General features: G+C 71.8%; 19 protein-coding genes and 1 pseudogene. 7 read left to right on the plus strand and 13 right to left on the minus strand.

Annotation, left to right across the window (positions count from 1 at the left end; all coding sequences use genetic code 11):
* Window positions 1–167 precede the first annotated feature (167 nt).
* Together ACFY93_RS17015 and ACFY93_RS17020 are read right to left on the minus strand one after the other, a co-directional pair.
* Window positions 168–1448 (minus strand): SWF or SNF family helicase, encoded by a 1281-nt coding sequence (locus tag ACFY93_RS17015; protein WP_391359071.1) that lies wholly within the window; start codon window positions 1446–1448, stop codon window positions 168–170.
* Complete coding sequence (locus tag ACFY93_RS17020) at window positions 1445–4240, minus strand: SNF2-related protein (protein WP_391359074.1); 2796 nt, start codon at window positions 4238–4240, stop codon at window positions 1445–1447. Before ACFY93_RS17020 ends, ACFY93_RS17015 begins: the two co-directional genes overlap by 4 nt.
* A 297-nt stretch (window positions 4241–4537) precedes the next feature.
* Here ACFY93_RS17020 and ACFY93_RS17025 point away from each other — a divergent pair, with 297 nt between their 5' ends.
* On the plus strand, window positions 4538–4720 hold the full coding sequence (locus ACFY93_RS17025; RefSeq protein ID WP_391359077.1) for a hypothetical protein: 183 nt from the start codon (window positions 4538–4540) through the stop codon (window positions 4718–4720).
* A gap of 4 nt (window positions 4721–4724) precedes the next feature.
* On the opposite strand, the gene ACFY93_RS17030 is transcribed toward ACFY93_RS17025, so the two are convergent.
* The 4 genes from ACFY93_RS17030 to ACFY93_RS17045 all read right to left on the minus strand — a co-directional run bounded on the left by ACFY93_RS17030 (window position 4725) and on the right by ACFY93_RS17045 (window position 8747).
* Complete coding sequence (locus ACFY93_RS17030; protein WP_391359080.1) at window positions 4725–6131, minus strand: tannase/feruloyl esterase family alpha/beta hydrolase; 1407 nt, start codon at window positions 6129–6131, stop codon at window positions 4725–4727.
* A gap of 180 nt (window positions 6132–6311) precedes the next feature.
* The gene (locus ACFY93_RS17035) at window positions 6312–7271 is read right to left on the minus strand and encodes a hypothetical protein (RefSeq protein ID WP_391359082.1); all 960 of its coding nucleotides are present in this window, start codon (window positions 7269–7271) and stop codon (window positions 6312–6314) included.
* A gap of 331 nt (window positions 7272–7602) precedes the next feature.
* Entirely contained in the window at window positions 7603–8202 is a 600-nt protein-coding gene (locus ACFY93_RS17040; RefSeq protein WP_391359085.1) for a methyltransferase domain-containing protein, read from the minus strand.
* 116 nt (window positions 8203–8318) lie between these two features.
* Window positions 8319–8747 carry a TIGR03618 family F420-dependent PPOX class oxidoreductase gene (locus ACFY93_RS17045; RefSeq protein ID WP_391359088.1) on the minus strand — a complete coding sequence of 143 codons (429 nt, stop codon included), beginning with the start codon at window positions 8745–8747 and terminating at the stop codon, window positions 8319–8321.
* Between the two features lie 95 nt (window positions 8748–8842).
* Between ACFY93_RS17045 and ACFY93_RS17050 the strand changes: the two genes are divergently transcribed.
* Entirely contained in the window at window positions 8843–9259 is a 417-nt protein-coding gene (locus ACFY93_RS17050; RefSeq protein WP_391359091.1) for a roadblock/LC7 domain-containing protein, read from the plus strand.
* A gap of 145 nt (window positions 9260–9404) precedes the next feature.
* Complete coding sequence (locus ACFY93_RS17055; protein WP_391359094.1) at window positions 9405–10520, plus strand: DUF6397 family protein; 1116 nt, start codon at window positions 9405–9407, stop codon at window positions 10518–10520.
* Between the two features lie 83 nt (window positions 10521–10603).
* On the opposite strand, the gene ACFY93_RS17060 is transcribed toward ACFY93_RS17055, so the two are convergent.
* Both ACFY93_RS17060 and ACFY93_RS17065 read right to left on the minus strand, forming a co-directional pair.
* The gene (locus ACFY93_RS17060) at window positions 10604–11470 is read right to left on the minus strand and encodes an acyl-CoA thioesterase domain-containing protein (protein ID WP_391359096.1); all 867 of its coding nucleotides are present in this window, start codon (window positions 11468–11470) and stop codon (window positions 10604–10606) included.
* Between the two features lie 19 nt (window positions 11471–11489).
* Complete coding sequence (locus tag ACFY93_RS17065) at window positions 11490–14150, minus strand: DUF3516 domain-containing protein (RefSeq protein ID WP_391359099.1); 2661 nt, start codon at window positions 14148–14150, stop codon at window positions 11490–11492.
* On the opposite strand from ACFY93_RS17065, the gene ACFY93_RS17070 reads away from it, so the two are divergent.
* Window positions 14149–14943 (plus strand): metal-dependent hydrolase, encoded by a 795-nt coding sequence (locus ACFY93_RS17070; RefSeq protein ID WP_391359102.1) that lies wholly within the window; start codon window positions 14149–14151, stop codon window positions 14941–14943. The genes ACFY93_RS17065 and ACFY93_RS17070 overlap by 2 nt on opposite strands.
* Window positions 14944–14960: 17 nt before the next feature.
* Here ACFY93_RS17070 and ACFY93_RS17075 read toward each other — a convergent pair whose 3' ends face one another.
* The 4 genes from ACFY93_RS17075 to ACFY93_RS17090 all read right to left on the minus strand — a co-directional run bounded on the left by ACFY93_RS17075 (window position 14961) and on the right by ACFY93_RS17090 (window position 19585).
* Entirely contained in the window at window positions 14961–15260 is a 300-nt protein-coding gene (locus tag ACFY93_RS17075; protein WP_391359105.1) for a type B 50S ribosomal protein L31, read from the minus strand.
* A 33-nt stretch (window positions 15261–15293) separates the two neighbouring features.
* The gene (locus tag ACFY93_RS17080) at window positions 15294–15764 is read right to left on the minus strand and encodes a DUF5709 domain-containing protein (RefSeq protein ID WP_391359359.1); all 471 of its coding nucleotides are present in this window, start codon (window positions 15762–15764) and stop codon (window positions 15294–15296) included.
* A gap of 198 nt (window positions 15765–15962) precedes the next feature.
* A complete protein-coding gene (locus tag ACFY93_RS17085) occupies window positions 15963–17753 on the minus strand; it encodes an ABC transporter transmembrane domain-containing protein (RefSeq protein WP_391359111.1) in 1791 nt (596 codons plus the stop codon).
* Entirely contained in the window at window positions 17750–19585 is a 1836-nt protein-coding gene (locus ACFY93_RS17090; RefSeq protein ID WP_391359114.1) for an ABC transporter transmembrane domain-containing protein, read from the minus strand. The genes ACFY93_RS17085 and ACFY93_RS17090 overlap by 4 nt, the downstream gene beginning before the upstream one ends.
* Window positions 19586–19851: 266 nt before the next feature.
* Here ACFY93_RS17090 and ACFY93_RS17095 point away from each other — a divergent pair, with 266 nt between their 5' ends.
* A complete protein-coding gene (locus ACFY93_RS17095) occupies window positions 19852–20595 on the plus strand; it encodes a hypothetical protein (protein ID WP_391359118.1) in 744 nt (247 codons plus the stop codon).
* Window positions 20596–20658: 63 nt separating this feature from the next.
* On the opposite strand, the gene ACFY93_RS17100 is transcribed toward ACFY93_RS17095, so the two are convergent.
* A complete protein-coding gene (locus ACFY93_RS17100) occupies window positions 20659–21114 on the minus strand; it encodes a MarR family transcriptional regulator (protein WP_391359120.1) in 456 nt (151 codons plus the stop codon).
* 93 nt (window positions 21115–21207) lie between these two features.
* Between ACFY93_RS17100 and ACFY93_RS17105 the strand changes: the two genes are divergently transcribed.
* Both ACFY93_RS17105 and mltG read left to right on the plus strand, forming a co-directional pair.
* Window positions 21208–23007: an ABC transporter transmembrane domain-containing protein gene (locus ACFY93_RS17105; RefSeq protein ID WP_391359135.1), complete on the plus strand. Its 1800-nt coding sequence runs from the start codon at window positions 21208–21210 to the stop codon at window positions 23005–23007.
* Window positions 23008–23050: 43 nt separating this feature from the next.
* Window positions 23051–23863, plus strand: a pseudogene (gene mltG / locus ACFY93_RS17110) (endolytic transglycosylase MltG); the annotation flags it as partial.
* Window positions 23864–24028: the final 165 nt, after the last annotated feature.

A 24028-nucleotide genomic window follows, 5' to 3' on the forward strand; every position in this document is an offset into this window, starting at 1 on the left:
GGCGCCGCCCGGCCCGGACCCAGGTCCGTGGGCCCGCCGTGCGCCCGGTCTCCGGCCGCGGGCACGTTCCGGCCCCCGCTTCTTGCCGGCAGGTACGCGCGCGCACCTGCCGACAGGAGCCCGGGCACCGCCCCACGATCGCGCCCGCCCCGAGAGGACGCCGGGCGTCAGGCGCCGGCCGGCTCGCCGTTCACGTCGCCCTCCGCCGTCGCCAGGGCCGTGGCCGGGTCGCCCGCGGCCGGCCCGGCGGGAGCCCAGCGGCCCCGCTCGTCGCGGTAGGGCCACCACCGTCCGTCGCGGCCCAGCCGCAACTGAACGGACTCGTCCTCGAGCGTCCACCGGTTGCCGGACCGCTGGAACGCAGGCCGGTCGCCCTCCTCCCAGGCCGCTTCGAGAGCGGCACGCGCGCGTGCGAGCGAGGTCGCGTCACCGGCCCACTCGTCCTCCAGCACCGACAACGCATCGGCACCACCCTCGCGCCAGGCACGCACGGCGAGTGCCATGCTCTCCGCATCCCGGCCCGACCCCTGTGCCAGTCGCGCCGACACCGTCCTCTCCGGCTGCCCGGCGGCGAGCCGGACCGCGTCCTGGGCGAGCGTCAGCGGCGGCGCGGGAGGGCGCCCGGCGTGGCCGGGGCCGAGGGCGTCCGCGAGGAGCCGATGAGCCGCCTCGGCCGCCTGCGCCGCCAGGTGTTCCAGCGCGGCCGGTTCGACACCGGGCGCCGCCTCCGCCTCGGTGTCCAGGGCGGGCGGCGGGCCGGGTTCCCCGGGCAGCTCGGGAGGGTCGGGCAGACGCGGCAGGATGCCGCCGGCCGCGTACGCGTCGGCGGCGTCGACACCGGCCGGGTGGACCTCGTCCGGGGCAGCCGTGCCGGCCCGGGGCGTGTCGCGCACCCGCAGCTCCCGCAGAAGCGCGTGTTCGCCGCGGCCCCGCATCAGCAGCAGGACGAACGGGTCCTGATCCACCAGTCGCGCCATCTGATAGCAGAGGGCGGTCGAGTGAGCGCAGTGGTCCCAGGCGTCGCAGTCGCACCGCGCCTCCAGGTCACCGAGCCCCGGCAGGAGCTCGACCCCGGCGGCCGCCGCGTCCTCGACCAGATGGGGCGGCATCTCGCGGTCGAGCAGCGCCGCGACGTGCCCGGACCGCTCGACGGCCATGTCCAGGAAGTGCTCCCACTGCGACCCGGACAGTTCCTGCAGGAGGACGTCCGCACGACGAGGGGTGCCGTCCCGGTCCCGGACAACGGCCGTCACCCGCCCCGGGCGCACCGACACCGCACCCACCGCACCCGCGCGCGCGAGTGCCCGGCCCGCCTTCAGCTGCGCCGAGTCGAGAGCCGTGTCCTCCAGGGCCTTCAGCCAGGCACGCCCCCACCAGGTCTCGGCGAAACCGCGCCCGCGGGCGGGCGGCAGCGCGGGGAACGTGCGGTCTTCGTGACGGTCGTTCATCGTGCGCTCCCTCGCAGCTCGACCAGGTCGGCGAGCTGGGCGTCCGTCAGTTCCGTGAGCGCCGACTCACCGGCGCCGAGCACCGCGTCGGCCAGCTCGCGCTTGCGTACGAGCATGTCGGCGATACGGTCCTCGATGGTCCCCTCCGCGATGAGCCGGTGCACCTGCACGGGCCGGGTCTGGCCGATGCGGTACGCGCGGTCGGTGGCCTGCGCCTCGACGGCCGGGTTCCACCAGCGGTCGTAGTGCACGACGTGCTCGGCGCGTGTCAGGTTCAGACCCGTGCCCGCGGCCTTCAGCGACAGGAGGAAGACGGGCGCGGCGCCTTCCTGGAAGCGCCGCACCATCGCCTCGCGCGCCGGGACGGGAGTGCCGCCGTGCAGGAACTGGGTCGCCACGCCACGGGTCGCCAGATGGCGCTCGATCAGACGCGCCATCCCCACGTACTGCGTGAAGACCAGGGCGCTCGCCCCCTCGGCGAGAATGGTGTCCAGCAGCTCGTCCAGCAGCTCCAGCTTCCCGGACCTGCCCGGGATCGTGGGATCGTCCTCCTTGAGGAACTGCGCGGGGTGGTTGCAGATCTGCTTCAGCCCGGTGAGCAGCTTCACGATCAGGCCGCGCCGCGCCATGCTGCCGGCGGCCGAGATCTCCGCGAGGGTCTGGCGCACCACCGCCTCGTAGAGACCCGCCTGTTCCTTGGTGAGCGACACGGTCCGGTCGGTCTCCGTCTTCGGCGGCAGCTCCGGGGCGATGCCCGGGTCGGCCTTGCGGCGACGCAGCAGAAACGGCCGCACCAGCTGGGAGAGCCGTCTGGCCGCACCGGGGTCCTGGCCACCCTCGACGGCTCGCGCGTAACGGGTGCGGAAGCTGCCGAGCCTGCCGAGGAGACCCGGTGTCGTCCAGTCGAGGATCGCCCACAGCTCCGAGAGGTTGTTCTCCACGGGAGTGCCGGTGAGCGCCACGCGCGCGCGTGCCCCGATCGTGCGCAGTCGGCGCGCCGTGGTCGAGTACGGGTTCTTCACGTGCTGGGCCTCGTCCGCGACGACCAGGCCCCAGTCCACGGCGGCCAGCCGTGGGGCGTCCAGCCGCATCGTGCCGTAGGTGGTCAGCACGAACTCACCCGCGGCCAGAGCCTCCAGGCCGCGCCCGGCGCCGTGGAACCGGCGTACCGCCGTGCCGGGCGCGAACCGCTCGATCTCGTGCTGCCAGTTGCCCATCAGGGAGGCGGGGCACACGACGAGCGTGGGACCCGCCGACGCCGGGTCCGTCTGCCGGTGCAGATGCAGGGCGATCAAAGTGATCGTCTTGCCGAGGCCCATGTCGTCGGCGAGACAACCGCCCAGGCCCAAGGAGGTCATCCGGGCCAGCCAGTTCAGGCCCCGCAGCTGGTAGTCCCGCAGCGTCGCCGCGAGCGCCTCCGGCTGGCCGACGGGCTCCTGTCCCTCCGGGTCCGCCAGCCGCTCCCGCAGCGCCGCCAGCCACCCGGTCGGCTGCACCTCGACGCGGCGGCCGTCGACCTCCGTCGAGCCCGTCAGCGCGGCACTCAGCGCGTCGATGGGTGTGATCTTGCTGTCCTGCTGGGCACGGGCCCGCCGTATCTCCTGAGGGTCGACAAGAACCCACTGGTCGCGCAGCCGCACCATCGGGCGGCTCGCCTCGGCGAGGCGGTCCAGCTCCTGCCGCGTGAGCCGCTGGTCCCCCAGCGCGAACCACCAGTCGAACGCGAGCACCGCGTCGGCCGACAGGAACGACGGGGTGTCGGAAGCGGCCTTGGCGGGTTCCCGGTCGTCGTCGGGCGGGCCGACGACCGCGCGGGCGGTCAGCGTGCGCGCGAGCTGCCGCGGCCAGTGGACGTCGATCCCGGCCGCCGTCAGGGTACGGGAGCCTTCGCCGAGCAGGTCCCTGACGTCCTCGTCGCCCAGTTCGACGGAATCCGGTACAGCCGCGGAGAGCAGCGGCGTCAGCGGAGTCCAGGCCCGGGCGGCACGCCGCAGGGCGAGCAGAACGTCGATCCGCGCGCGCGGGCCGAAGGCACCGTCCGGCGCGCCGGCGCCGGCCCACACCTCGGCGGCGTCCGCGACGACGGCGGGATCGTTCACGCTGTGCACCTGGAGCACGGCGGTGAACGGCAGTCGCGCGTCGTCGTCGACGACGGAGTCGAGGCCCGGGACCTCGACACGCAGCGAGAGGCGTACGCCGGCGTCGTGACCCGCGGCGACGTCGGTCGCCCAGGCCCGCTGCTCGGGGACGCGCTGCGGCCTCTGCGCGGCGAAGGCGGGGCCTCCCGCCGCGAGTTCGGCGGCGGGGGAGCGGGGCAGCACGTCGGCGACCGCGTCGAGGAAGGCCCGCAGGAGCGGTTCCTGGGCGGGCAGCAGCACAGGGCCCTTCGTCTCCGACGGCACCGCGTGCGCCTCCGGCGGCATGGAGGCCGCGAGGGTGCGCACGAGGTTCACGTCGTCCGCCCGCAGCGGGCCGACGCGCCACGCGTCGTGGTCGTCGGCGGTCAGGCCGGGAAGCAGGAGACCGCGCGCGGCGAACCGCAGCGCCAGCAGGGTGGCGGCGCCCCAGAAGGACGCGGACCGGTGCGTCCGGTCGCTCGCACGCGCGCGCGTGAGGACCGGCAGGGCCATGTCGACGGGCAGCAGCACGGCGGGTACGCGGGTGACCTCGACTCCCCGGTCTCCCGGCACGACCACGGTCAGATCCTGCGTACGGCCCGAGAAGTGGGCGGGGGCCCCGCCGTCGGGCCGCCAGAAGGCGAGGCTGCCTGCGCGGTAGGGGTCGGCGGGCATGAACACGGCACAGCAGCGAGCGAGTTCGGAGACTTCTGCGGGAGACGGTGCGGGAATCCTCTGCACAGTGACGACGTATTCCTCAAGTTTGACTACTGGTTGCGGAGGTCGCCGAGGGTACAGCATCGAGGGGCCGGACCGTGGACCCTCTGTTGTGACGTGGGTCACAAAGGGTGCCCGTCGGGGGTGAGCGGGGGAGGGCTCAGGGGTTTGTCAGGGTCGTGCGGCGGAACCGCGGGAGACGCGCACCCGTTCTATGGTGCAGAGTGCGGCACAGCCGCGAAGGAGGCGACGTACATGTCGAAGAAGGCGAAGATCGCCGCGGGGGGCGTGGCAGTCGGACTGCTCCTGCTGATATGGCTGCCCTGGTGGGCGGCGCTCCTGATCGTCCTCGGTGTCCCGGCGGCCGCGTACCTGACGCTGGACCCGTCGCAGCGGCGCAGGCTGCGACGGGTGTCGGGCAGGGAGCTGGGACGCTGAGAGGCTACCGGCGCGGTGCTCCTGCTCCCAGCGAGCAGGAGTTGACCAGGTCGCCGCTCGCGGGCCTGCCGACGGTGTGGTCCGCGGGCGGACGTACCCCCTTCTCCACCCAGGCGGTCAGCGTGCCGAAGGCGGACCGGTAGCACGGCAGGATCGGCCGCAGCCGGTCGGGGAACGTGTCGTAGAGCCCGTCCACGTGCGTGCCGCCCTCGATCGAGTAGTAGTGGTGCAGCCGCCCCCTTCCGCTCCCGTCGACCATCCGGGCGTACACATCGGAGTCCGCGGCCTCGGGAAGAAGCGCGTCCAGAGTGCCGTGCAGCGTGATCAGGGGCTTGCCGATCCGGCCGGTCAGCGCGACGCGGGCCACGGCGCGGTGGACGGACGCGGGGCGCGATCCGTAGTCGTACGCCGCGTCCGACGCACAAGGGGCCAGTATCTGCTCCACGGTGGACCCGGCCGAGGCGCCCGGACAGTCCGGGTCGTAGGAGGGGTCGAACGCGGCGCGGTAGATCTTCTGCGTGACGCCCCAGTACGCCTTCTCGTGATAGGGCCACAGGAACTCGGAACCGCGGGCGAATCCGGCCTCGTACATCTCGTCGTCCCCGGCCGTTCCGAGCGAGTGTGCCACCGCGACAGGCAGTGATGTGAGCAGACTCGGCCCGCCCCGGGTCCAGAGCGCACCCTCCCAGTCCACACCGCCGTCGTACAGCTCCGGGTGGTTCTCCAGCTGCCACCGGGTCAGGTATCCGCCGTTGGAGATGCCCGTCATGTAGGTGCGGCGCGGTGCACGCCCGTAGTGCTGGGTGACGGTCCGCCTGGCGGCCCGAGTGAGCTGGGTGGTGCGCGCGTTCCACTCCGCCACCGCGTCACCGGGCCGGTCCCCGTCCCGGTAGAAGTCGGATCCGCTGTTGCCCTTGTCGGTGGCGGCGTAGGCGTACCCCTGGGCCAGGACCTGGTCGGAGATGGCGACGTCGGTCGCGTACTGCTTCCGTGTGCCGGGCGCTCCCGTCACCACGAGCCCGCCGTTCCAGTGGTCGGGAAGCCTGATGACGAACTGCGCGTCGTGGTCCCAGCCGTGCGTCGCGTTGAAGTGGGAGTCGTCGGGAAAATACCCGTCGATCTGCGTGCCGGGGACGTCGGACGGGCTGCTCGTGCCCTTCGCCGTCAACCCCGCCTGGTCCGCGGAGTCCGTATAGGGCGTTCCCGCGAGTCCGGCGGTGGTGAGATCGGGCAGGCATGCGCGCCGCTGGAAGGCGGCGCCCGGCACGCGTACGGCCTTCTGTCCCGCGCAGTGCCGGCCGGACGACGCTCCGCCGCCACTCGCCGCCGACGCCTCGTTCGGAGCCGGCCCCGCGAGCGCGAGGGCCAGCACAGCGGCGGCACACAGGGGGACACCTCGGGACATACGCATGACCGGCCTCCGGAACAGGGACGGGAAGAGGAGCGAAGGGCTGCCTCATCGTGCGGGCCCGGCCCCCGACCGACCATGGGCTCGCGCCACATGGAACGGCTGGTCTGCGTAGGAGTTCGCCACAATCAGCGCGGGTGTACCGGGAGCGAGGGCCGAGGGCCCACCCGCGCCGCGTTCCGCTCAGTTGGGGCGTACGGCCATCTTGTCGAGCGCCTCCAGAAGCGCGGGCAGCTCAGGCCCACGCCCCACGGGCACCACCTCGCCGGGCTCCTCGTCGAGGAGTACGAAGGCGATGTCGTCGGTCCTGGCGACCAGCGACCATCCGGGCCCGTCGGCACGCAGGGTGCGCGCGTCGCTGGTGGCGAAGGAGGACCGGACCCGGCCGAGCGGCGGCGGTGTGTCCACGTAGGAGCGTGCTTCGGCGAGAACGCGGCGGACACCGCTGCGTTCCACACCCGCTGTCCTCCGCTCGCCCGCGGCACCTTCTGCCGCGTCCTGCCCCTTCCTGCCGGCCTGCCCCTCCGCCGACTCGATATCGGTGCTGGTGCTGGTGCTCGTGTTCGCACCTGTGCTGTCGCCGTCACCCGTCGCGGGGTGCGAGGCCTGCTGCTTCGCCCCGTCCGCCGGTAGCGCGAAGTCTCCGTCGTCGATCTGATCCCGCCAGGTCGCCCACTGCAGGGCGATCTCGTCGGCGCCCAGCCGCCGCTGGGCGGGCCCCCAGGTGGCGGTGTCCGGCGGGCACAGGGGCGGCCGGTCCGCGAGCTCGGGTCCGGGGTCGTGGGGCGCGGGCACTCCCGGTGCCGCGACGGCCACGGCGAGGGGCCAGCCGGGCAGCGCCGCGACGACCGTGCGCTCCCCGGGGGACAGGTCGTACTCCATGCCGCAGTCCCAGGACGCGATGGCGACGGCGACCAGCGACACGTCGTCGACGACGACCGTCCATCGCGCACCGCCACCGTCCTGGCCGATCACCAGTCCGTATCCGTCGGCGAGGGGTGCGAGCCCGAGCGCCGCACACGCCTCCGGATAGTCGTCGCCCAGCACGCTGGGGAACTTGGCGGGCGTCAGCAGCACCGCTGTCAGCACGTACAGTGCGTCGTCGTCCCCGGCGGCGACGGCCTCTTCGTCCGTCCCGGCCATCCCAGCCTCCCCATCGCTTGTCCGTCGGCGCACCCTAATGCGACGGGAAGGTGCTTGTCACGAGCCCCCAACACACTCGGAGCTGCAGTTATCCGGCAGGACAGGGGCGAAACGGCCGTCCGGCGAAACGGCTGCGCAGCGTCGCCGAACGCTCATCCGCCGCTACACAAAGTAGAGTTGTGGCCTCGGTGGCAGAAGAAGAGGCCTCCTCGACGCCCACGAAGAAGTCCGGTTCGGGTGGGACGAGGGCGCGCGAAAGGCGCGGGCCGGGCTCCTGCCCGAGCGGCATGACCGGACGGTACTGCGGCAGGAGTCGTCCGGACGGGACGGATCACCGCTCGCGCACCGCCAGCGCGAGGAACCGGTCGTCCTCGTCCGCGTAGGACGTCAGCGTCCATCCGGCCGTGGCCAGCAGAGGGCCGAGATTCGCCTCCGCGCGCAGGTCGCCAGGGGTGATCTGCCTCCCCTGGCGTCGCGCGAGCGCGGCCCGGCCGATCGGGTGGAACAGGGCCAGCGTTCCCCCGGGCCGCACCACCCTGGCCAGCTCCCGCAGGTTCTCGGCCGGCCTCGCGAGATGCGAGACGAGCCCTGCCCCGAACACGACGTCCAGGGACGCCGGCCGCAACGGCAGGGCGGCGACATCGGCGAGCAGCAGATGCCCCTGGCCGTCCCGCCCCGCCCGCACGGCCGCGTCGAGCATGGCCGGGGTGAGATCGACGCCGACGACGACTCCGGAGGGCCCGACCGCCGCCCGCAGCGCGGACAGTGCGCGCCCGGTGCCGCAGCCCGCGTCGAGCACGCGATCACCTTCGCGCAGTCCGGTCTCGGCGACCGCCGCTGCGTAGGCGGGCCCGTCGTCGGGAAACCGGGTGTCCCAGTCGGCGGCACGAGCCGTGAAGAACGCCTGGACGTTCGTGTGATCGTCGCTCATGCCTCGCATGATTCCGCACCGTCCTCGTAGACGCGCAACCGAACGGACGAGCCGGACCGTCAGCCGTCAGCCGTCAGCCGTCAGCCGTCAGCCGTCAGCCGTCAGCCGTAAGGGGATCAGTTGGCGATGCCGTGGTACGCCAGCACCTTGGTGACCGCCACCCGCACGAGAAGCTCACCGGGCACCCCGTTGCGGGCCCCGAACTCCTCGGCGCGTTCCTCGCCCATGTAACGCGCCCCGATCCGGGTCGCCCAGTACCGCAACTCCTCCGGCTCCTCGGAGAGTTCCGCCCGGCCCTCCAGGGTCACGAAGTCGAACGGCGGCCGGTCGTCGTCCACGCAGAGGGCGACCTGGCCGTCCCGGACCAGATTGCGGCCCTTCACGGTCTCCCGGGCGGTGTTGAACACCAGGGTGTCGCCGTCGAGCAGGAACCAGACCGGTGCCACGTGCGGCCTCCCGTCGGCCCGGACCGTCGACAGCTTGCCGGTACGGGTGCCCTCGGAGACGAAGGCCCGCCATTGCTCATCGGTCATCTTCTCTGCCATGGCCCCATCTTCCTTGCCGGGACGCCGACAGTGGGGAAGGCTGGCTGGTCAGATCCTCCGGCCAGGGAGGACGGACACCAGGGGGAGACCGGACCATGGCACAGAACACGGGGCTCGGCTGGCTGCTGGACGATCTGACCGAGCGAGTCGAACACGTGCGGCACGCGCTGGTGTTGTCCAACGACGGGCTGGTGACGGGCGCGAGCACCGGCCTGAGGCGCGAGGACGCCGAACACCTCGCCGCCGTCTCATCGGGTCTGCACAGCCTGGCCAAGGGCTCCGGACGCCACTTCGGCGCCGGGCAGGTGCGCCAGACCATGATCGAGTTCGATCAGGCGGTGCTCTTCGTCACCGCGGCGGGACCGGGCAGTTGTCTGTGCGTGCTCAGCGGGGCGGAGGCCGACATCGGTCAGGTGGCGTACGAGATGACGCTCCTCGTCAACCGTGTCGGCGAACACCTCGCAGTGGACGCCCGGAAGCCGGAGAGCGACTCTGCCACCGAGCTGCCTTAGGCTCGCTACAGGGCCCTGACCAGCGAGTACGTCGCCGCGTCGAAGTTATCCACAGGCCCGCGCCGACGAGCCGCGAACCGGCTACGGTTTTTCTCGAAGCAAGCGCGAACCAGCGCGAGCAACTCGCTCCACGGGGGAGACCGCCATGTCCGGCAACACCGTCATCCGGGCCACCACGCCCACGTCCACCGGTACCGCGTCCACCGAATACAGGTCCGCCGCTACCGCGTCCACCGGACCCAGGTCCGCCGGTTCCGTGCCGTCGAATGCGCCGTCCTCGAGTCACCGGCCGCCGCGAGCAGACAGGACGGCGAGCAGGGCCGCGAAAACCGGCGCGAACACCACCGCGACGCGGAGCCCGCTCGTAGCCCTCGGCCGTGCCGCGCGAGAACTGGGACTCCAGCGCGCGGAGTTCGACCTTGCGGTGCACCTCGGACGCGTGAGGACCGTCCCCGACGAGGGTGGCGGAGGACGCCGAGTCGCTCGCGCGGAGATCGACCGGGTACAAGCCCAGGACGGCTTTCCTGAGGCACTGAGGGCGAGGGTGACCGCGGTGGGAACGCATCAGGGCGCGTCCCTCATGGGCGTGACGACCGCCAGGTTCACGCGCCTGGCGCGTCTGGGCGCGATCGTTCCGGTGAAGTTCTCGCTCAACCGGTACAGGGCGATCGTCTGGCTGTATCTCGCGGAGGAACTGCGGCAGTTCGGTACCGAGGAGGACAACGCCCGGCTGCTGGAGGGCCGGATGCACGGCGGGCTGCTCGACCAGCTGGCCGCCGGCCTGGATCTGCGCCCGCGCAACTGGCGGGGACGCCAGATCGGCTTCCTCCTGCGCCAGGCCGAGGACCCCTGGGAGCGGGCCGCGGTCATGGCGTCCTTCCTCGCTCACGACGAGGTCGCAGAGATCGTCCACGACCCCCGCGAGCGGGCGCACCTGAGCCTCCTGCGCCCCGCACAGGCGTCCCACGGCGCCCCGGACTCGCCGGCCGCACATCTCGCCGCTCGCATCATGACGGCTGACGACCCCGACGAGATCAGCTGGCTCAGGGCGGACCTGGACCAGGCGGTGACCGAGGCCCGGACGATCCGGCCCGCCCCCGGACCCGCGATGCCGCCGGAGGCCCCGCCGCGCTTCGTACGTGCTCTCCCGCCGGCCACCGCCCAGCGATCCGGGGCGACCGCCGACAGCGGCGCGGCCACGGACGCGCGGCCCAAGCGGCCGCGGGGCCTGACCGGGTGGCTGAGTCGCAGAAAGCCCTGAGCGCTGCGGACGGCGCCGGTCACCGCTGCCGCCGGCCTGCCGAACCGCGGGACAGCGTCCTGCCGGGCCTCCCACCGCCTCGGCTACAGGGCTCTGAACAGCCCTTCCTGGACCACCGAGACGATCAGTCGGCCCTTCAGGTCGTAGATGCGTCCGCGGGCCAGGCCCCGCCCGCCCGTCGCCACCGGTGACTCCTGGTCGTACAGGAACCACTCGTCGGCACGGAACGGCCGGTGGAACCACATGGCGTGGTCCAGCGAGGCCATGTCGAAGCCGCGAGGCCCCCACAGCGGTTCCACGGGGATGCGGACGGCGTCCAGGAGCGTCATGTCACTCGCGTAGGTCAGTGCGCAGGTGTGCACGAGCGGATCGTCCCCCAGGGGCCCGACGGCGCGCATCCACACCGCGCTGCGCGGCTCGGCGCCCTTGATGTCGTCGGGGCCCCAGCGCAGCCGGTCCACATAGCGGATGTCGAAGGGCTGGCGCCTGGCCATCCGCTCCAGAGTCTCGGGGAGTTCGCCCAGGTGCTCCCTCACCTCCTGCGTCACCGTCGGCAGCGACTCCGGATCCGGGATCTCGCGGGCGGGCGCCAGCTGGTGCTCGAAGCTCCCTACCTCAGGCTTGTGAAAGGAGGCGGTCAGATTGAAGATCGTGCGGCCCTGCTGCACGGCGGTGACGCGACGCGTCGTGAAGGAGCGCCCGTCCCTGACCCGTTCGACCTGGTACACGATGGGCACGCCCGGCCGCCCCGGGCGCAGGAAGTACGCGTGCAGCGAGTGCACGGGCCGGTCGCCCTCCGTGGTGCGGCCGGCGGCGACCAGCGCCTGTCCCGCCACCTGCCCACCGAAGACACGCTGCAGGGACTCCTGTGGGCTGCGGCCACGGAAGATGTCGACCTCGATCCGCTCCAGGTCGAGCAGATCCACGAGCCTCTCGGCCGGATTCGTCATGCGATCAGTTCCCCCGTGCTCACAGCTGGCCGACGGCCGTGACGCGGACGACGGCGCGGCCCTCCGTGTCGGAAGCCGCCAGGTCGACCTCCGCGCTGATGCCCCAGTCGTGGTCACCGTTCGGGTCGGCGAAGGTCTGCCTCACGCGCCACAGACCGTTCTGCGGCTCTTCCTCGATCAGCAGCAGCTTCGGCCCGCGGGCGTCGGGACCGGTGCCCAGGTCCTCGTACTCGTCCCAGTACGCGTCCATCGCCTCGCCCCACGCGTCGGCGTCCCAGCCGGACTCCGCGTCCATCTCGCCCAGCTCGTCCACGTTGTCCAGAGCGGCGAGCTCGACCCTGCGGAACATCGCGTTGCGGACCAGCACGCGGAAGGCCCGGCCGTTGGCGGTGACCGGCCTGACCTGGTCGGCCTTCTCCTGGGCCTCCTCGGCGGTCATCACCTCCGGGTTGGCGAGCTGCTCCCACTCGTCCAGCAGACTGGAGTCGACCTGACGCACCATCTCGCCGAGCCAGGCGATCAGATCCTCCAGGTCCTCGGACTTGAGGTCGTCCGGGACGGTGTGGTCCAGCGCCTTGTACGCGCCGGCGAGGTAGCGCAGCACGATGCCCTCGGTACGGGCGAGCTCGTAGAAGGAGACGAACTCGGTGAACGACATCGCCCGTTCGTACATGTCACGGATGACGGACTTCGGGGACAGCGGGTGGTCCCCGACCCACGGATGACTCTGGCGGTAGGTGTTGTACGCGTGGAAGAGCAGCTCCTCCAGCGGCTTGGGGTACGACACGTCCTGAAGCCGCTCCATGCGCTCCTCGTACTCGACGCCGTCGGACTTCATCGCGGCCACGGCCTCGCCCCGCGCCTTGTTCTGCTGCGCCGCGAGGATCTGCCGCGGGTCGTCCAGCGTGGACTCAACGACCGACACCATGTCCAGCGCGTAGGACGGCGATTCGGGCTCCAGCAGCTCGAAGGCGGCGAGAGCGAACGTCGACAGGGGCTGGTTGAGCGCGAAGTCCTGCTGCAGATCGACGGTGAGGCGCACGATCCGTCCCTCGGCGTCCGGCTTGTCGAGCTTCTCGACGATCCCGCCGTCGAGCAGCGAGCGGTAGATCGCGATCGCCCGCCGGATGTGCCGCAGCTGCTGCTTGCGCGGCTCGTGGTTGTCCTCCAGGAGGTGCCGCATCGCCTCGAAGGCGTTGCCGGGCCGGGCGATCACCGACAGCAGCATGGTGTGCGTCACCCGGAAACGCGACGTCAGCGGCTCGGGATCGGAGCCGATGAGCTTCTCGAAGGTGTTGTCCGACCAGGCGACGAATCCCTCCGGAGCCTTCTTGCGCACCACTTTGCGGCGCTTCTTCGGGTCGTCACCCGCCTTGGCGAGCGCCTTCTCGTTCTCGACGACGTGCTCGGGTGCCTGCGCCACGACGAAACCGGCCGTGTCGAACCCGGCCCGCCCGGCCCGCCCGGCGATCTGGTGGAACTCCCGCGCCCGCAGCGTCCGCACCCGCGTGCCGTCGTACTTGGTCAGCGCGGTGAACAGCACGGTGCGGATGGGGACGTTGACACCGACACCGAGCGTGTCGGTGCCGCAGATGACCTTCAGCAGACCCGCCTGGGCCAGCTTCTCCACCAGGCGGCGGTACTTGGGCAGCATGCCCGCGTGATGGACGCCGATGCCGTGCCGTACGTACCGGGAGAGGTTGCGGCCGAACTTGGTGGTGAAGCGGAAGTTGCCGATCAGCTCGGCGATCCGGTCCTTCTCCTCGCGCGTGCACATGTTGATGCTCATCAGCGCCTGCGCCCGCTCCACCGCCTGCGCCTGCGTGAAGTGCACGATGTAGACCGGAGCCTGCTTGGTCGCCAGCAGCTCGGTGAGGGTCTCGGTGAGCGGCGTCACCACGTACTCGTACGAGAGCGGTACGGGGCGCGTCGCGGAGCGGACCACCGAGGTGGGCCGGCCGGTGCGCCGGGTCAGATCCTCCTCGAACATCGACACGTCGCCGAGCGTCGCCGACATCAGGATGAACTGGGCCTGCGGCAGCTCCAGGATGGGGATCTGCCAGGCCCAGCCCCGGTCCTGCTCCGCGTAGAAGTGGAACTCGTCCATCACGACCTGTCCCACGTCGGCGTTCCTGCCGTCACGCAGCGCGATGGAGGCCAGCACCTCGGCGGTGCAGCAGATGACGGGCGCGTCGGCGTTCACGGACGCGTCGCCGGTGAGCATCCCGACGTTCTCGGTACCGAAGAGCTTGCACAGCTCGAAGAACTTCTCCGAGACCAGTGCCTTGATCGGAGCCGTGTAGAAGGTGACCTCGTCGCGCGCCAACGCAGCGAAGTGCGCCCCCGCCGCGATCATGCTCTTGCCCGAGCCGGTGGGCGTCGAGACGATCACGTTCGCACCGGAGACCACTTCGATCAGCGCCTCCTCCTGGTGCGGGTAGAGCGTGAGACCGCGTTCCCCGGTCCACGACTCGAAGGCTTCGTAGAGGGCGTCCGGGTCGGCGGTCTGCGGGAGCTGATCGATAAGGGTCACGCCCCCATCTTGCCTGCCCTCCCACCCGATGAGGGAATCGGATGCCGCCCCGAAGATCACGAACGCTACGCTGTGGCGCCGGCGATCCGTCGGCGGACGCGGGCAACTGAGCAGCGGCACCAGAGGAATGGGGCGGGGAACGGCCATGATGGGACCAGCACACTCACTGTCGGGAGCCGCCGCCTGGCTCGGCGTCGGAGCGGCGGCGGCCGCCGCAGGCCATTCCATGCCCTGGCCGGTTCTCCTGGTCGGCGCCCTGATCTGCGCGGGTGCCGCTCTCGCCCCCGACCTGGACCACAAGGCGGCCACCATCTCGCGCGCCTTCGGACCCGTCTCACGGGCCCTGTGCGAGATCGTCGACAAGCTCTCGTACGCCGTCTACAGATCGACCCGCAAGCCGGGCGACCCCCGGCGTTCCGGCGGCCACCGCACGCTGACCCACACATGGCTGTGGGCCGTGCTGATCGGCGCGGGCACCTCACTCGCCGCGATCACCGGAGGGCGCTGGACGGTTCTCGGCATCCTCTTCGTGCACCTGGTGCTGGCGATCGAAGGCCTTCTGTGGCGGGCCGCCCGGGGATCGAGCAGCGACGTGCTGGTGTGGCTCCTCGCCGCGACCAGCGCCTGGATCCTCGCGGGAGTCCTGGACAAGCCGGGCAACGGATCGGACTGGCTGTTCACCGCGCCCGGCCAGGAGTACCTGTGGCTCGGGCTGCCCATCGTCCTGGGCGCCCTGGTGCACGACCTCGGGGACGCGCTGACGGTGTCCGGCTGCCCGGTCCTGTGGCCGATACCGATCGGCCGCAAGCGCTGGTATCCGATCGGCCCGCCGAAGGCGATGCGCTTCAGGGCCGGCAGCTGGGTCGAGCTCAAGGTGCTGATGCCGGTGTTCATGCTCCTCGGCGGGGTGGGCTGCGCGGCCGCGCTCAACTTCATCTGAGTGGCCCCGCCACCCCGTCAGGCGCCGTCGTCACCGTCGGACGCGCTCCCGGCGGCCGGGCCGTCCCCGCCGGTCCCGGTCCCGTACCGCTTCTGGAACTGGGCGATGCGCCCTTCCGAGTCCACCGTGCGGGCCTTGCCGGTGTAGAAGGGGTGGCTCTCGGAGGAGATCTCGACGTCCACGACCGGGTACGTCTCGCCGTCGTCCCACTCGATGCTCCGGTCACTGGCCGCCGTGGACCGGGTGAGGAAGGCGTATCCGGCGGCGCGGTCACGGAAGACGACGGGCCGGTAGTCCGGGTGCTTGTCCTGCTGCATGGCTGCTCCTTGCGTGGGGGGAGGGGGCCGGGATCAGCCGGGCAGGGCGTCCTCGTCGACGGTGTGCATCGCGGCCTCCTCGGCCGAGGCGGCGGCGCCGTCGATGCCCACGTCGCTCGCGACGAGACCGCTCTCCTCGTCCTCGTGCGCTCCTTCGTCGGGTGCGACGAGACGGCCGGAGCGGTCGGCGCCGACCTCGCCGTCCAGGGCCTCACCGTCGGTGTCCTGGGAGTCTCCGATGCCGTCGCCCTCGGGCTCCGCGATGTCCGGCAGTTCCCCGGCCAGGCGCTGGTCCAGCGTCTCGCCCCGTCGGCGCTCGGCCGCGGTCACGCCGTCGTGCTCCACGGCCCACGGCCGCTCCGGCGGCGACCAGCCCCGGTCGAGGGGATCGGCGACGCCGTCGGCGTCCAGGGTGTCCTCGGCGTCCAGCAGACCGGAATCCTCCTGAATCTCGGATCCGTCGGGCTGGTAGACGTCGTCTCCCCATCCGTCGGCGCTGTCCACGGGTACCTCCAGGGGGTCGGTCGGCCCGGTGCCGTCCTGCTCGACGGGCGGGCGTGCGGGCCGCCGGGCACGGGCCTCGTCCTTCGAGAGCCGGATGGTTCCCGGTTTCCCGGAGCCGGTGCCTTGTATCCAGCCTTCCACCCCCTTTCCCCACCGCGCAACGTCACGGGCGGCCCGGCGGGGCCGCCCGTGACGCGCTCACCCGTGCCAGGACCGCCAGAGCGCCGCGTACGCGCCGTCCCGGGCGACAAGCTGGTCGTGACTGCCGAGTTCGCTGATGCGGCCCTTCTCGACGACGGCGATGAGGTCGGCGTCGTGGGCGGTGTGCAGCCGGTGGGCGATGGCGACCACGGTCCGGCCCTCGAGGACGCGCGCGAGGGAGCGCTCCAGGTGGCGGGCCGCGCGCGGGTCGAGGAGCGAGGTCGCCTCGTCCAGGACCAGGGTGTGCGGGTCGGCGAGCACCAGCCGGGCCAGGGCGACCTGCTGCGCCTGGGCAGGAGTGAGCGCGTGCCCGCCCGATCCGACCTCCGTGTCCAGACCGTCGTCCAGAGCGCGGGCCCAGTCGTCGGCGTCCACGGCCCCGAGGGCCGCCCACAGCTCGGCGTCCTGTGCTCCGGTGCGGGCGAGCAGCAGGTTGTCGCGCAGGGAGCCGACGAACACGTGGTGCTCCTGGTTGACGAGCGCGACGTGGGAGCGCACCTCCTCGGCCGGCATCCGGGTCAGCTCGGCGCCGCCGAGCGTGATCCGGCCGTCCCTCGGCGCGTAGATGCCGGCGAGCAGCCTGCCCAGCGTGGACTTGCCCGCGCCGGACGGGCCGACCAGGGCGAGCCGGGTACCGGGCGCGACCCGCAGGGACACCTCGCGCAGGACGTCGACGCCCGCCCGGTAGCCGAAGCGCACCTGGTCCGCGTGGACGTCGCGGCCGTCCGGCGTCACCGCCGGGTCGCCCGCGTCGGGCTCGATGTCCCGGACACCGACCAGACGCGCGAGGGAGACCTGCGCGACCTGCAGTTCGTCGTACCAGCGCAGGATCAGGCCCAACGGGTCGACGAGCATCTGGGCGATCAGCGCGCCCGTCGTCAGCTGTCCGACGCCGATCCTGCCCTGCAGGACGAAGACCCCGCCGATCATCAGGACCGAGCAGAGGACCGTGACATGGGTGAAGTTGATGACGGGGAAGAGCACCGAGCGAAGCCAGAGGGTGTACCGCTCCCAGGCCGTCCACTCCTTGATCCGCCGCTCCGACAGGGCGATGCGGCGGTCGCCGAGCCGGTGCGACTCGACGGTGCGTCCGGCGTCCACGGTCTCGGTGAGCGCGGAGGCCACCGCGGCGTAACCGGCAGCCTCCGAGCGATAGGCCGAGGGCGCCCTCCTGAAGTACCAGCGGCAGCCGGCCACCAGGAGCGGCACCGCCACGAGCACGGCGGGCGCGAGCGGCGGCGCGGTCACGGCGAGACCGCCGAGCAGCAGCACCACCCAGACCGCGCCGATCGCCAGCTGCGGCACGGCCTCACGCATGGCGTTGGCGAGCCGGTCGATGTCCGTGGTGATCCGGGACAGCAGGTCGCCGGTCCCCGCCCGTTCGAGAATGCCTGGCGGCAGGCCGACCGACCGGACGAGGAAGTCCTCACGCAGATCGGCCAGCATCCGTTCGCCGAGCATCGCCCCGCGCAGCCGCACCTGACGTACGAACACGGCCTGCACGACCAGCGCGAGGACGAACAACGCGGAGATGCGCTCCAGATGCAGCGCGCGGGCGGCCGCGGCACCGTCGGAGACGTCCTCGACCAGGCCGCCAAGAAGGAAGGGGCCGGCCATGGAGGCGACCACGGCGACGGTGTTGACGGCGACGAGCAGCAGGAAGGCCCGGCGATGCCGCCGGAACAGCTCCAGTACGTAGGCGCGTACGGTCGCGGGGGCGCCGACGGGCAGCGTGTTCGCCGTCGTCGGGGCCGCCGGGTCGTACGCCGGTGGCGCCACGCCGATCATGCGGTCTCCTCGATCTCTTCCAGGTCTTCCATCTCGTCGAGTCGGCCGAGCTCGCGGACCGTGTCAGCCCCGGCACGGCCGGCGGCGGCCTCCTCGTCGGTCTCACGGGTGACCACGGCCCGGTACCGGGAGTCGCTGCGCACCAGCTCCCGGTGTCCGCCCACCGCCGCCACCGTGCCCTCGTGGACCAGAACGACCTCGTCGGCACGGTCCAGCAGCAGGGGCGAGGACGTGAGGACCACGGTGGTGCGGCCGGTACGCAGCGCGCGGATGCCGTCGGCGATCCGGGCCTCGGTGTGGGAGTCCACGGCGGACGTGGGCTCGTCCAGCACGAGGACCTCCGGGTCCGTGATCAGTGACCGGGCCAGAGCGAGGCGCTGGCGCTGGCCGCCGGAGAGCGAGCGGCCGCGCTCGGTGATGCGGGCGACCATCGGGTCGCCGGAGTCGAGCGAGCCCTGGGACAGCGCCTCCAGGACGTCACCGCACTGCGCCGCCTCCAGGGCGTCGGTGGCACGCACCGCGCCCGAGGCGGGCACGTCGAGCAGCTCACGCAGGCTGCCGGAGAGCAGCACCGGGTCCTTGTCCTGCACCAGCACGGCCGCGCGGGCGGAGTCGAGCGGGAGCTCGTCCAGCGGAACCCCGCCGAGCAGTGCCGACGGCGCGCTGTCGCCCTCCGCGGCGGGGTGTCCGCCCAGCCGTTCGGCCAGCAGCCCCGCCGCGTCCGGATCGCCGCAGACCACGGCGGTGAGACGGCCGGCCGGGGCGAGCAGCCCGGTGGACGGGTCGTACAGATCACCGGTCGGCGCCGCGGCCGCACGGGAGCCGTCGCCGTCCATGACACGCTCCAGGGCCAGCACCCGGGCCGCTCGCCTGGCGGACGGACGCGAGAAGGAGTACGCCATGGCGATCTCCTCGAAGTGTCGCAGCGGGTACGTGAGCAGCATGACCGCGCTGTAGACGGTGACCAGTTCGCCCACCGTGATCCGGCCGTCGCGTGCCAGGTCCACGCCACGCCAGACGACCGCGATGAGCAGCAGCCCTGGCAGCAGCACCTGGATCGCCGAGATCAGCGACCACATGCGGGCACTGCGCACCGCGGCCCGGCGGACGTCCTGGGAGGCGCGGCGGTAGCGGTCCAGGAAGAGTTCCTCGCCGCCGATGCCGCGCAGCACGCGCAGACCGGCGACCGTGTCGGATGCCAGCTCGGTGGCGCGCCCGGCCTTCTCGCGCTGCACGTCGGCACGCCGGGTGGCGCGGGGCAGCAGCGGCAGGACGGCGAGCGCCAGCACGGGCACGCCCACGGCGACGACGACGCCGAGCGCCGGCTGGAAGACGACGAGGGCGACACAGACGACGACTACGGTGAGCGCGGCCGACGCGAACCGGGACAGGGCCTCGACGAACCAGCCGATCTTCTCGACGTCGCCGGTGGAGACGGCAACGACCTCACCGGCCGCGACCCTCCGGGTGAGCGCGGAGCCCAGCTGGGCCGTCTTGCGGGCCAGCAGTTGCTGGACGCGTGCGGCCGCGGTGATCCAGTTGGTGACGGCGGCCCGGTGCAGCATGGTGTCGCCGAGCGCGATGCAGGCACCGCACAGGACGAGCAGTCCGCCGCTCAGGGCGAGCCGGGTGCCCGAACGATCGACGACGGCCTGGATCGCCAGTCCCACGCAGAACGGCAGCCCGGACACGGCCAGGAAGTGCAGCATGCCCCAGGCCAGGGATCTGACCTGTCCGCCGAGCTGATTGCGGCCGAGCCACCACAGGAATCGGGGACCTGATCGTGCGTCGGGCACACCCGGGTCGGGATACGGAAGGTCTTGAATCTGCATGACGTCCCAGTGGCTCGTGTCAGGGGTGGGAGAGGGCGGCCGGGGCCCGCTACGGACCGACTGCCGAAATCCGGGGCGGACCGGCCGCCGCGTTCGGCAACAAGCCGTGAAAGGTTCGCGTCGTTGCGTGGTCGGAAGCAACCGGTTTTTCGGGGTGCGAGGGCCGCGCCGCACACCCGCGTACCCCCGCCCCCGACCGCCCGGACCGGGCCGGGAAGCCAGGGGCCGGGCGCGGGAGCGCTGTGCGTGGTGCGACGATGGACGGCATGCGAATAGTCGGTGCGATGCGCACGGGGGTCGCGGCAGCGGCTTGCGGTGTCCTTGTTATGTCCCTGGCCGCCTGCGGTGGTTCGGACGGAAGCGGATCGAAGGCGAAGGGCGACGGGGGCTCCGGCGGCGGGGCGGACCGCCAGGTCCGTACGGCCGACCTCAAGCACATCCCCGACGTGGGAGCCCGGCTGCGCAAGCAGATTCCCGCCGACTCTCGTCAGGTCGTGGCGGTCTACGGCGCGGGCAGGAACTCGGCGGACTCGACCGTCGTCCTGTACACAAAGAACGGCTCGACGTGGGACCGTACCCGCAGCTGGGAAGGGCACAACGGCAAGAAGGGCTGGACGACCGACCACACCGAGGGCGACAAGCGCAGCCCGGTCGGCGTCTTCACGCTCAGCGACGCGGGCGGTGTGCTCGGCGATCCGGGCGCCCGGCTCCCGTACACCGAGTCGGCGTCCTTCCAGGCGCCGCACTACTGGGCCAAGTCGTACTGGCACGACTTCGACTACGTCATCGCCATCGACTACAACCGGGTGAAGGGAACCTCACCCAACGACCCCACCCGACCCCAGGGCCAGTCGAAGGGCGGCGGCATCTGGCTGCACATGGACCACGGCAGCGGCACCTCGGCGTGTGTAAGCCTGCCCAAGTCCGGTATGCGCTACCTGCTGCGCACGCTCGACCCGGATCAGCATCCGATGGTCGTCATGGGAGACGAGGCGGACCTCAAGAGCTAGGGCCCGCGGCGTAGGGGGGCACCTTTTGATCCGTGCCCTCCCCGGTCGCGCCTCGCGCGTCCCTCAGCCGGAGTGCTCCGCGTGCGGTACGCCGTCGATCAGGGTGTTCAACAGCCCGCCCAGTGTCTCGCGCTGACCGGCCGTCAGGGGCGCGAGGATCTCCTGCGCCGCGGACCGGCGGGCGCCGCGCAGCTCACCGAGGGCCCTGTGTCCCTCGTCCGTGATCTCGATCCGGATCACCCGGCGATTGGTGGGGTCCGGCACCCGCCGCACCGTGCCGCTCGCCTCCAGGCCGTCGACGAGGGTCGTCACGGCCCGGGGGACCACCTCCATGCGCTCGGCCAGGTCGGCCATCCGCGGTGGCGAGCTGTAGTGCGCGAGGGCCCGCAGCAGCCGGGACTGGGCCGGCGTGACGCCGAGGCCGCATCGCTCCAGGTGGTGCTTCTGGATGCGGTGCACGCGGCGCGTCAGCCGCAGCAACTGCTCGGCGAGCTGGCCGTCGGCGTCTGGGGTGGTCATACGGGAACAATATCAGGATGCCGTTCATTGTGAGTATAGGTAACAATGAGCTAAGCTCCGCATGTCATCGTTCTCTCATCCTCGTAGGAGCCCATGCATCCCGGACAACCCACCTGGACCCCGCCGCCCGTGGCAGACGAACAGCCGCGGCAGGTGCGTCGCATTCTCGCCCTCTTCCGGCCCTACAGGGGCCGCCTGGCGGTCGTCGGCCTTCTCGTCGGCGCCGCGTCCCTCGTCTCCGTCGCGACACCGTTCCTGCTGAGGGAGATTCTCGACGTCGCGATCCCTCAGGGCCGCACGGGCCTGTTGAGCCTCCTGGCGCTCGGCATGATCCTCAGTGCGGTCGTCACCAGCGTCTTCGGTGTGCTGCAGACGCTCATCTCCACGACCGTCGGCCAGCGCGTCATGCACGACCTGCGCACCGCCGTCTACGGCCGACTGCAGCGCATGTCCCTCGCCTTCTTCACCCGCACGCGCACCGGCGAGGTCCAGTCCCGGATCGCCAACGACATCGGCGGTATGCAGGCGACCGTCACCTCGACCGCGACCTCCCTGGTCTCCAACCTCACCAGCGTCGTCGCCACCGTCGTCGCCATGATCGCACTGGACTGGCGGCTCACGGTCGTCTCGCTCCTCCTGCTACCGCTCTTCGTCTGGATGAGCCGCCGGGTCGGACGCGAGCGGAAGAGGATCGCCACGCAGCGCCAGAAGCAGATGGCGGCCATGGCCGCCACCGTCACCGAGTCGCTCTCCGTCAGCGGCATCGTGCTCGGCCGCACTATGGGCCGCGCCGACTCGCTCACGCGTGCCTTCGCCGACGAGTCCGAGGGCCTGGTGGACCTCGAGGTGAGGTCGAACATGGCAGGGCGCTGGCGGATGGCCGTCATCACCATCGTCATGGCGGCCATGCCCGCCGTCATCTACTGGACCGCGGGTATCGCCCTCCAGTTCGGTGGGCCCTCCGTCTCGATCGGCACACTCGTCGCCTTCGTCTCGCTCCAGCAGGGCCTGTTCCGGCCGACCGTCAGCCTGTTGTCGACCGGTGTGCAGATCCAGACCTCCCTCGCCCTCTTCCAGCGCATCTTCGAGTACCTCGACCTGCCGATCGACATCACCGAACCCGAGCGTCCGGTGCATCTGGAGCGGATCGAGGGCGAGATCCGCTTCGAGAACGTGGAATTCCGCTACGACGGCAAAAGCGGGCCGATCCTCGACGGCATCGACCTGACCGTTCCGGCCGGCGGCAGCCTCGCGGTCGTCGGTCCGACGGGCGCGGGCAAGTCCACGCTCGGTCATCTGGTGCCGAGGCTGTACGACGTCACCGGCGGCCGGGTCACCCTCGACGGGATCGACGTGCGCGACCTGGACTTCGACACGCTGGCCCGGGGGATCGGCGTGGTGTCGCAGGAGACGTACCTCTTCCACGCGTCGGTCGCGGAGAACCTGCGCTTCGCCAAGCCCGACGCCACCGACGAGGAGTTGAGGGCGGCCGCCGAGGCGGCGCAGATCCACGACCACATCGCCTCACTGCCCGACGGGTACGACACGGTCGTGGGCGAGCGCGGTCACCGGTTCTCCGGTGGCGAGAAGCAGCGCCTCGCGATCGCCCGCACGATCCTGCGCGATCCGCCGGTCCTCATCCTCGACGAGGCGACCAGCGCGCTCGACACCCGCACGGAGCACGCCGTGCAGAAGGCCATCGACGCCCTCTCGGCCGACCGCACCACCCTGACCATCGCGCACCGGCTGTCCACGGTCCGGGGCGCCGACCAGATCGTGGTGCTCGACGCCGGACGCGCGGCTGAGCGCGGCACCCACGAGGAACTGCTGGAGCAGGGTGGACGCTACGCCGCTCTGGTGCGCCGGGACGCCCAACTGGAGTCAGTTAAATGACGATATGCCAGATTTGACACCATGATCGGGTTACCGTGCCCGCATGCAGACGAACACTCCGCAGCGGAACACGGTCCGGCTGACGCGCCGGGGCCGGGGCGCTCTCATCGTGATCGGAGCCGTCGTGGCGGCCACCGCCGTGGCGGTGCCGCTGCTGAGCCTCAGGGGGGAGAGGAGCCCCGGGCCCGCCTCCCTGGTGATCCCCGAGGGCTGGCGTTCCGGACAGGTCTACGCGGCCGTCGACAAGGCACTCGGTGCCCCCGCCGGGACCACGAAGAAGTCCCTGGGCAAGGCCAGGCTCAAGCTCCCGCACGACGCGGCGGGCAACCCGGAGGGCTACCTGTTCCCGGCCACGTACCCGATCGACGACAGGACGACCCCCGAGTCCCTGCTGCGGGCCATGGTCGACACCGCGAACCGGAAGTTCGCAGGGGGCCATGTCACGGCGGGCGCCCAGCGGAGCGGTGTCAACGCGTACCAGACCGTCACCGTCGCGAGCATCGTCCAGGCGGAGGCGGCGAGCAGGGCGGACATGGCCAAGGTCGCCCGGGTGATCTTCAACCGTCTGGAGCGGGGGATGCCGCTGCAGATGGACTCCACTCTCAACTACGCGCTGAACCGCTCCACACTCAACACGACCGTGAGCGACACGCAGCTCAGCAGCCCCTACAACTCGTACCAGCGGATGGGGCTGCCGCCCACGCCGATCTCCAACCCGGGCCAGGAGGCGATGCGCGCCACGGTCAACCCCGCCCAGGGCGACTGGCTGTACTTCGTCACGGTCAAGCCCGGCGACACACGCTTCACGGCCAGTGCCGAGGAGCACCAGAAGAACGTGGAGGAGTTCAACCGGAACCATCCGGGTCCGACGGCTTCGGACTCGGCCTCCGCGTCGGTCTCCGCCTCCGCGCCCGCCCCGGCCTCCACCTCCGTCCCGGCCACGACGCCCCCGGTCTCGGCCGGTGCCGCCACCGCCCTGGCGCCGGTTCCCGCCCCCTCGGACACCTCCGTCGCCCCCGCG

This window comes from Streptomyces sp. NPDC008313 (genome assembly GCF_042956125.1).
In the GTDB taxonomy this organism is placed as follows: Bacteria; Actinomycetota; Actinomycetes; order Streptomycetales; family Streptomycetaceae; genus Streptomyces.

Bases quoted from the DNA above. Each gene is read 5' to 3' on its own strand.
- ACFY93_RS17015 (WP_391359071.1), bottom strand. From the start codon at position 1,448: ATGAACGACCGTCACGAAGACCGCACGTTCCCCGCGCTGCCGCCCGCC.
- ACFY93_RS17020 (WP_391359074.1), bottom strand. From the start codon at position 4,240: ATGCCCGCCGACCCCTACCGCGCAGGCAGCCTCGCCTTCTGGCGGCCC.
- ACFY93_RS17025 (WP_391359077.1), top strand. From the start codon at position 4,538: ATGTCGAAGAAGGCGAAGATCGCCGCGGGGGGCGTGGCAGTCGGACTG.
- ACFY93_RS17030 (WP_391359080.1), bottom strand. From the start codon at position 6,131: ATGCGTATGTCCCGAGGTGTCCCCCTGTGTGCCGCCGCTGTGCTGGCC.
- ACFY93_RS17035 (WP_391359082.1), bottom strand. From the start codon at position 7,271: ATGGCCGGGACGGACGAAGAGGCCGTCGCCGCCGGGGACGACGACGCA.
- ACFY93_RS17040 (WP_391359085.1), bottom strand. From the start codon at position 8,202: ATGAGCGACGATCACACGAACGTCCAGGCGTTCTTCACGGCTCGTGCC.
- ACFY93_RS17045 (WP_391359088.1), bottom strand. From the start codon at position 8,747: ATGGCAGAGAAGATGACCGATGAGCAATGGCGGGCCTTCGTCTCCGAG.
- ACFY93_RS17050 (WP_391359091.1), top strand. From the start codon at position 8,843: ATGGCACAGAACACGGGGCTCGGCTGGCTGCTGGACGATCTGACCGAG.
- ACFY93_RS17055 (WP_391359094.1), top strand. From the start codon at position 9,405: ATGTCCGGCAACACCGTCATCCGGGCCACCACGCCCACGTCCACCGGT.
- ACFY93_RS17060 (WP_391359096.1), bottom strand. From the start codon at position 11,470: ATGACGAATCCGGCCGAGAGGCTCGTGGATCTGCTCGACCTGGAGCGG.
- ACFY93_RS17070 (WP_391359102.1), top strand. From the start codon at position 14,149: ATGATGGGACCAGCACACTCACTGTCGGGAGCCGCCGCCTGGCTCGGC.
- ACFY93_RS17065 (WP_391359099.1), bottom strand. From the start codon at position 14,150: ATGGCCGTTCCCCGCCCCATTCCTCTGGTGCCGCTGCTCAGTTGCCCG.
- ACFY93_RS17075 (WP_391359105.1), bottom strand. From the start codon at position 15,260: ATGCAGCAGGACAAGCACCCGGACTACCGGCCCGTCGTCTTCCGTGAC.
- ACFY93_RS17085 (WP_391359111.1), bottom strand. From the start codon at position 17,753: ATGATCGGCGTGGCGCCACCGGCGTACGACCCGGCGGCCCCGACGACG.
- ACFY93_RS17090 (WP_391359114.1), bottom strand. From the start codon at position 19,585: ATGCAGATTCAAGACCTTCCGTATCCCGACCCGGGTGTGCCCGACGCA.
- ACFY93_RS17095 (WP_391359118.1), top strand. From the start codon at position 19,852: ATGCGAATAGTCGGTGCGATGCGCACGGGGGTCGCGGCAGCGGCTTGC.
- ACFY93_RS17100 (WP_391359120.1), bottom strand. From the start codon at position 21,114: ATGACCACCCCAGACGCCGACGGCCAGCTCGCCGAGCAGTTGCTGCGG.
- ACFY93_RS17105 (WP_391359135.1), top strand. From the start codon at position 21,208: ATGCATCCCGGACAACCCACCTGGACCCCGCCGCCCGTGGCAGACGAA.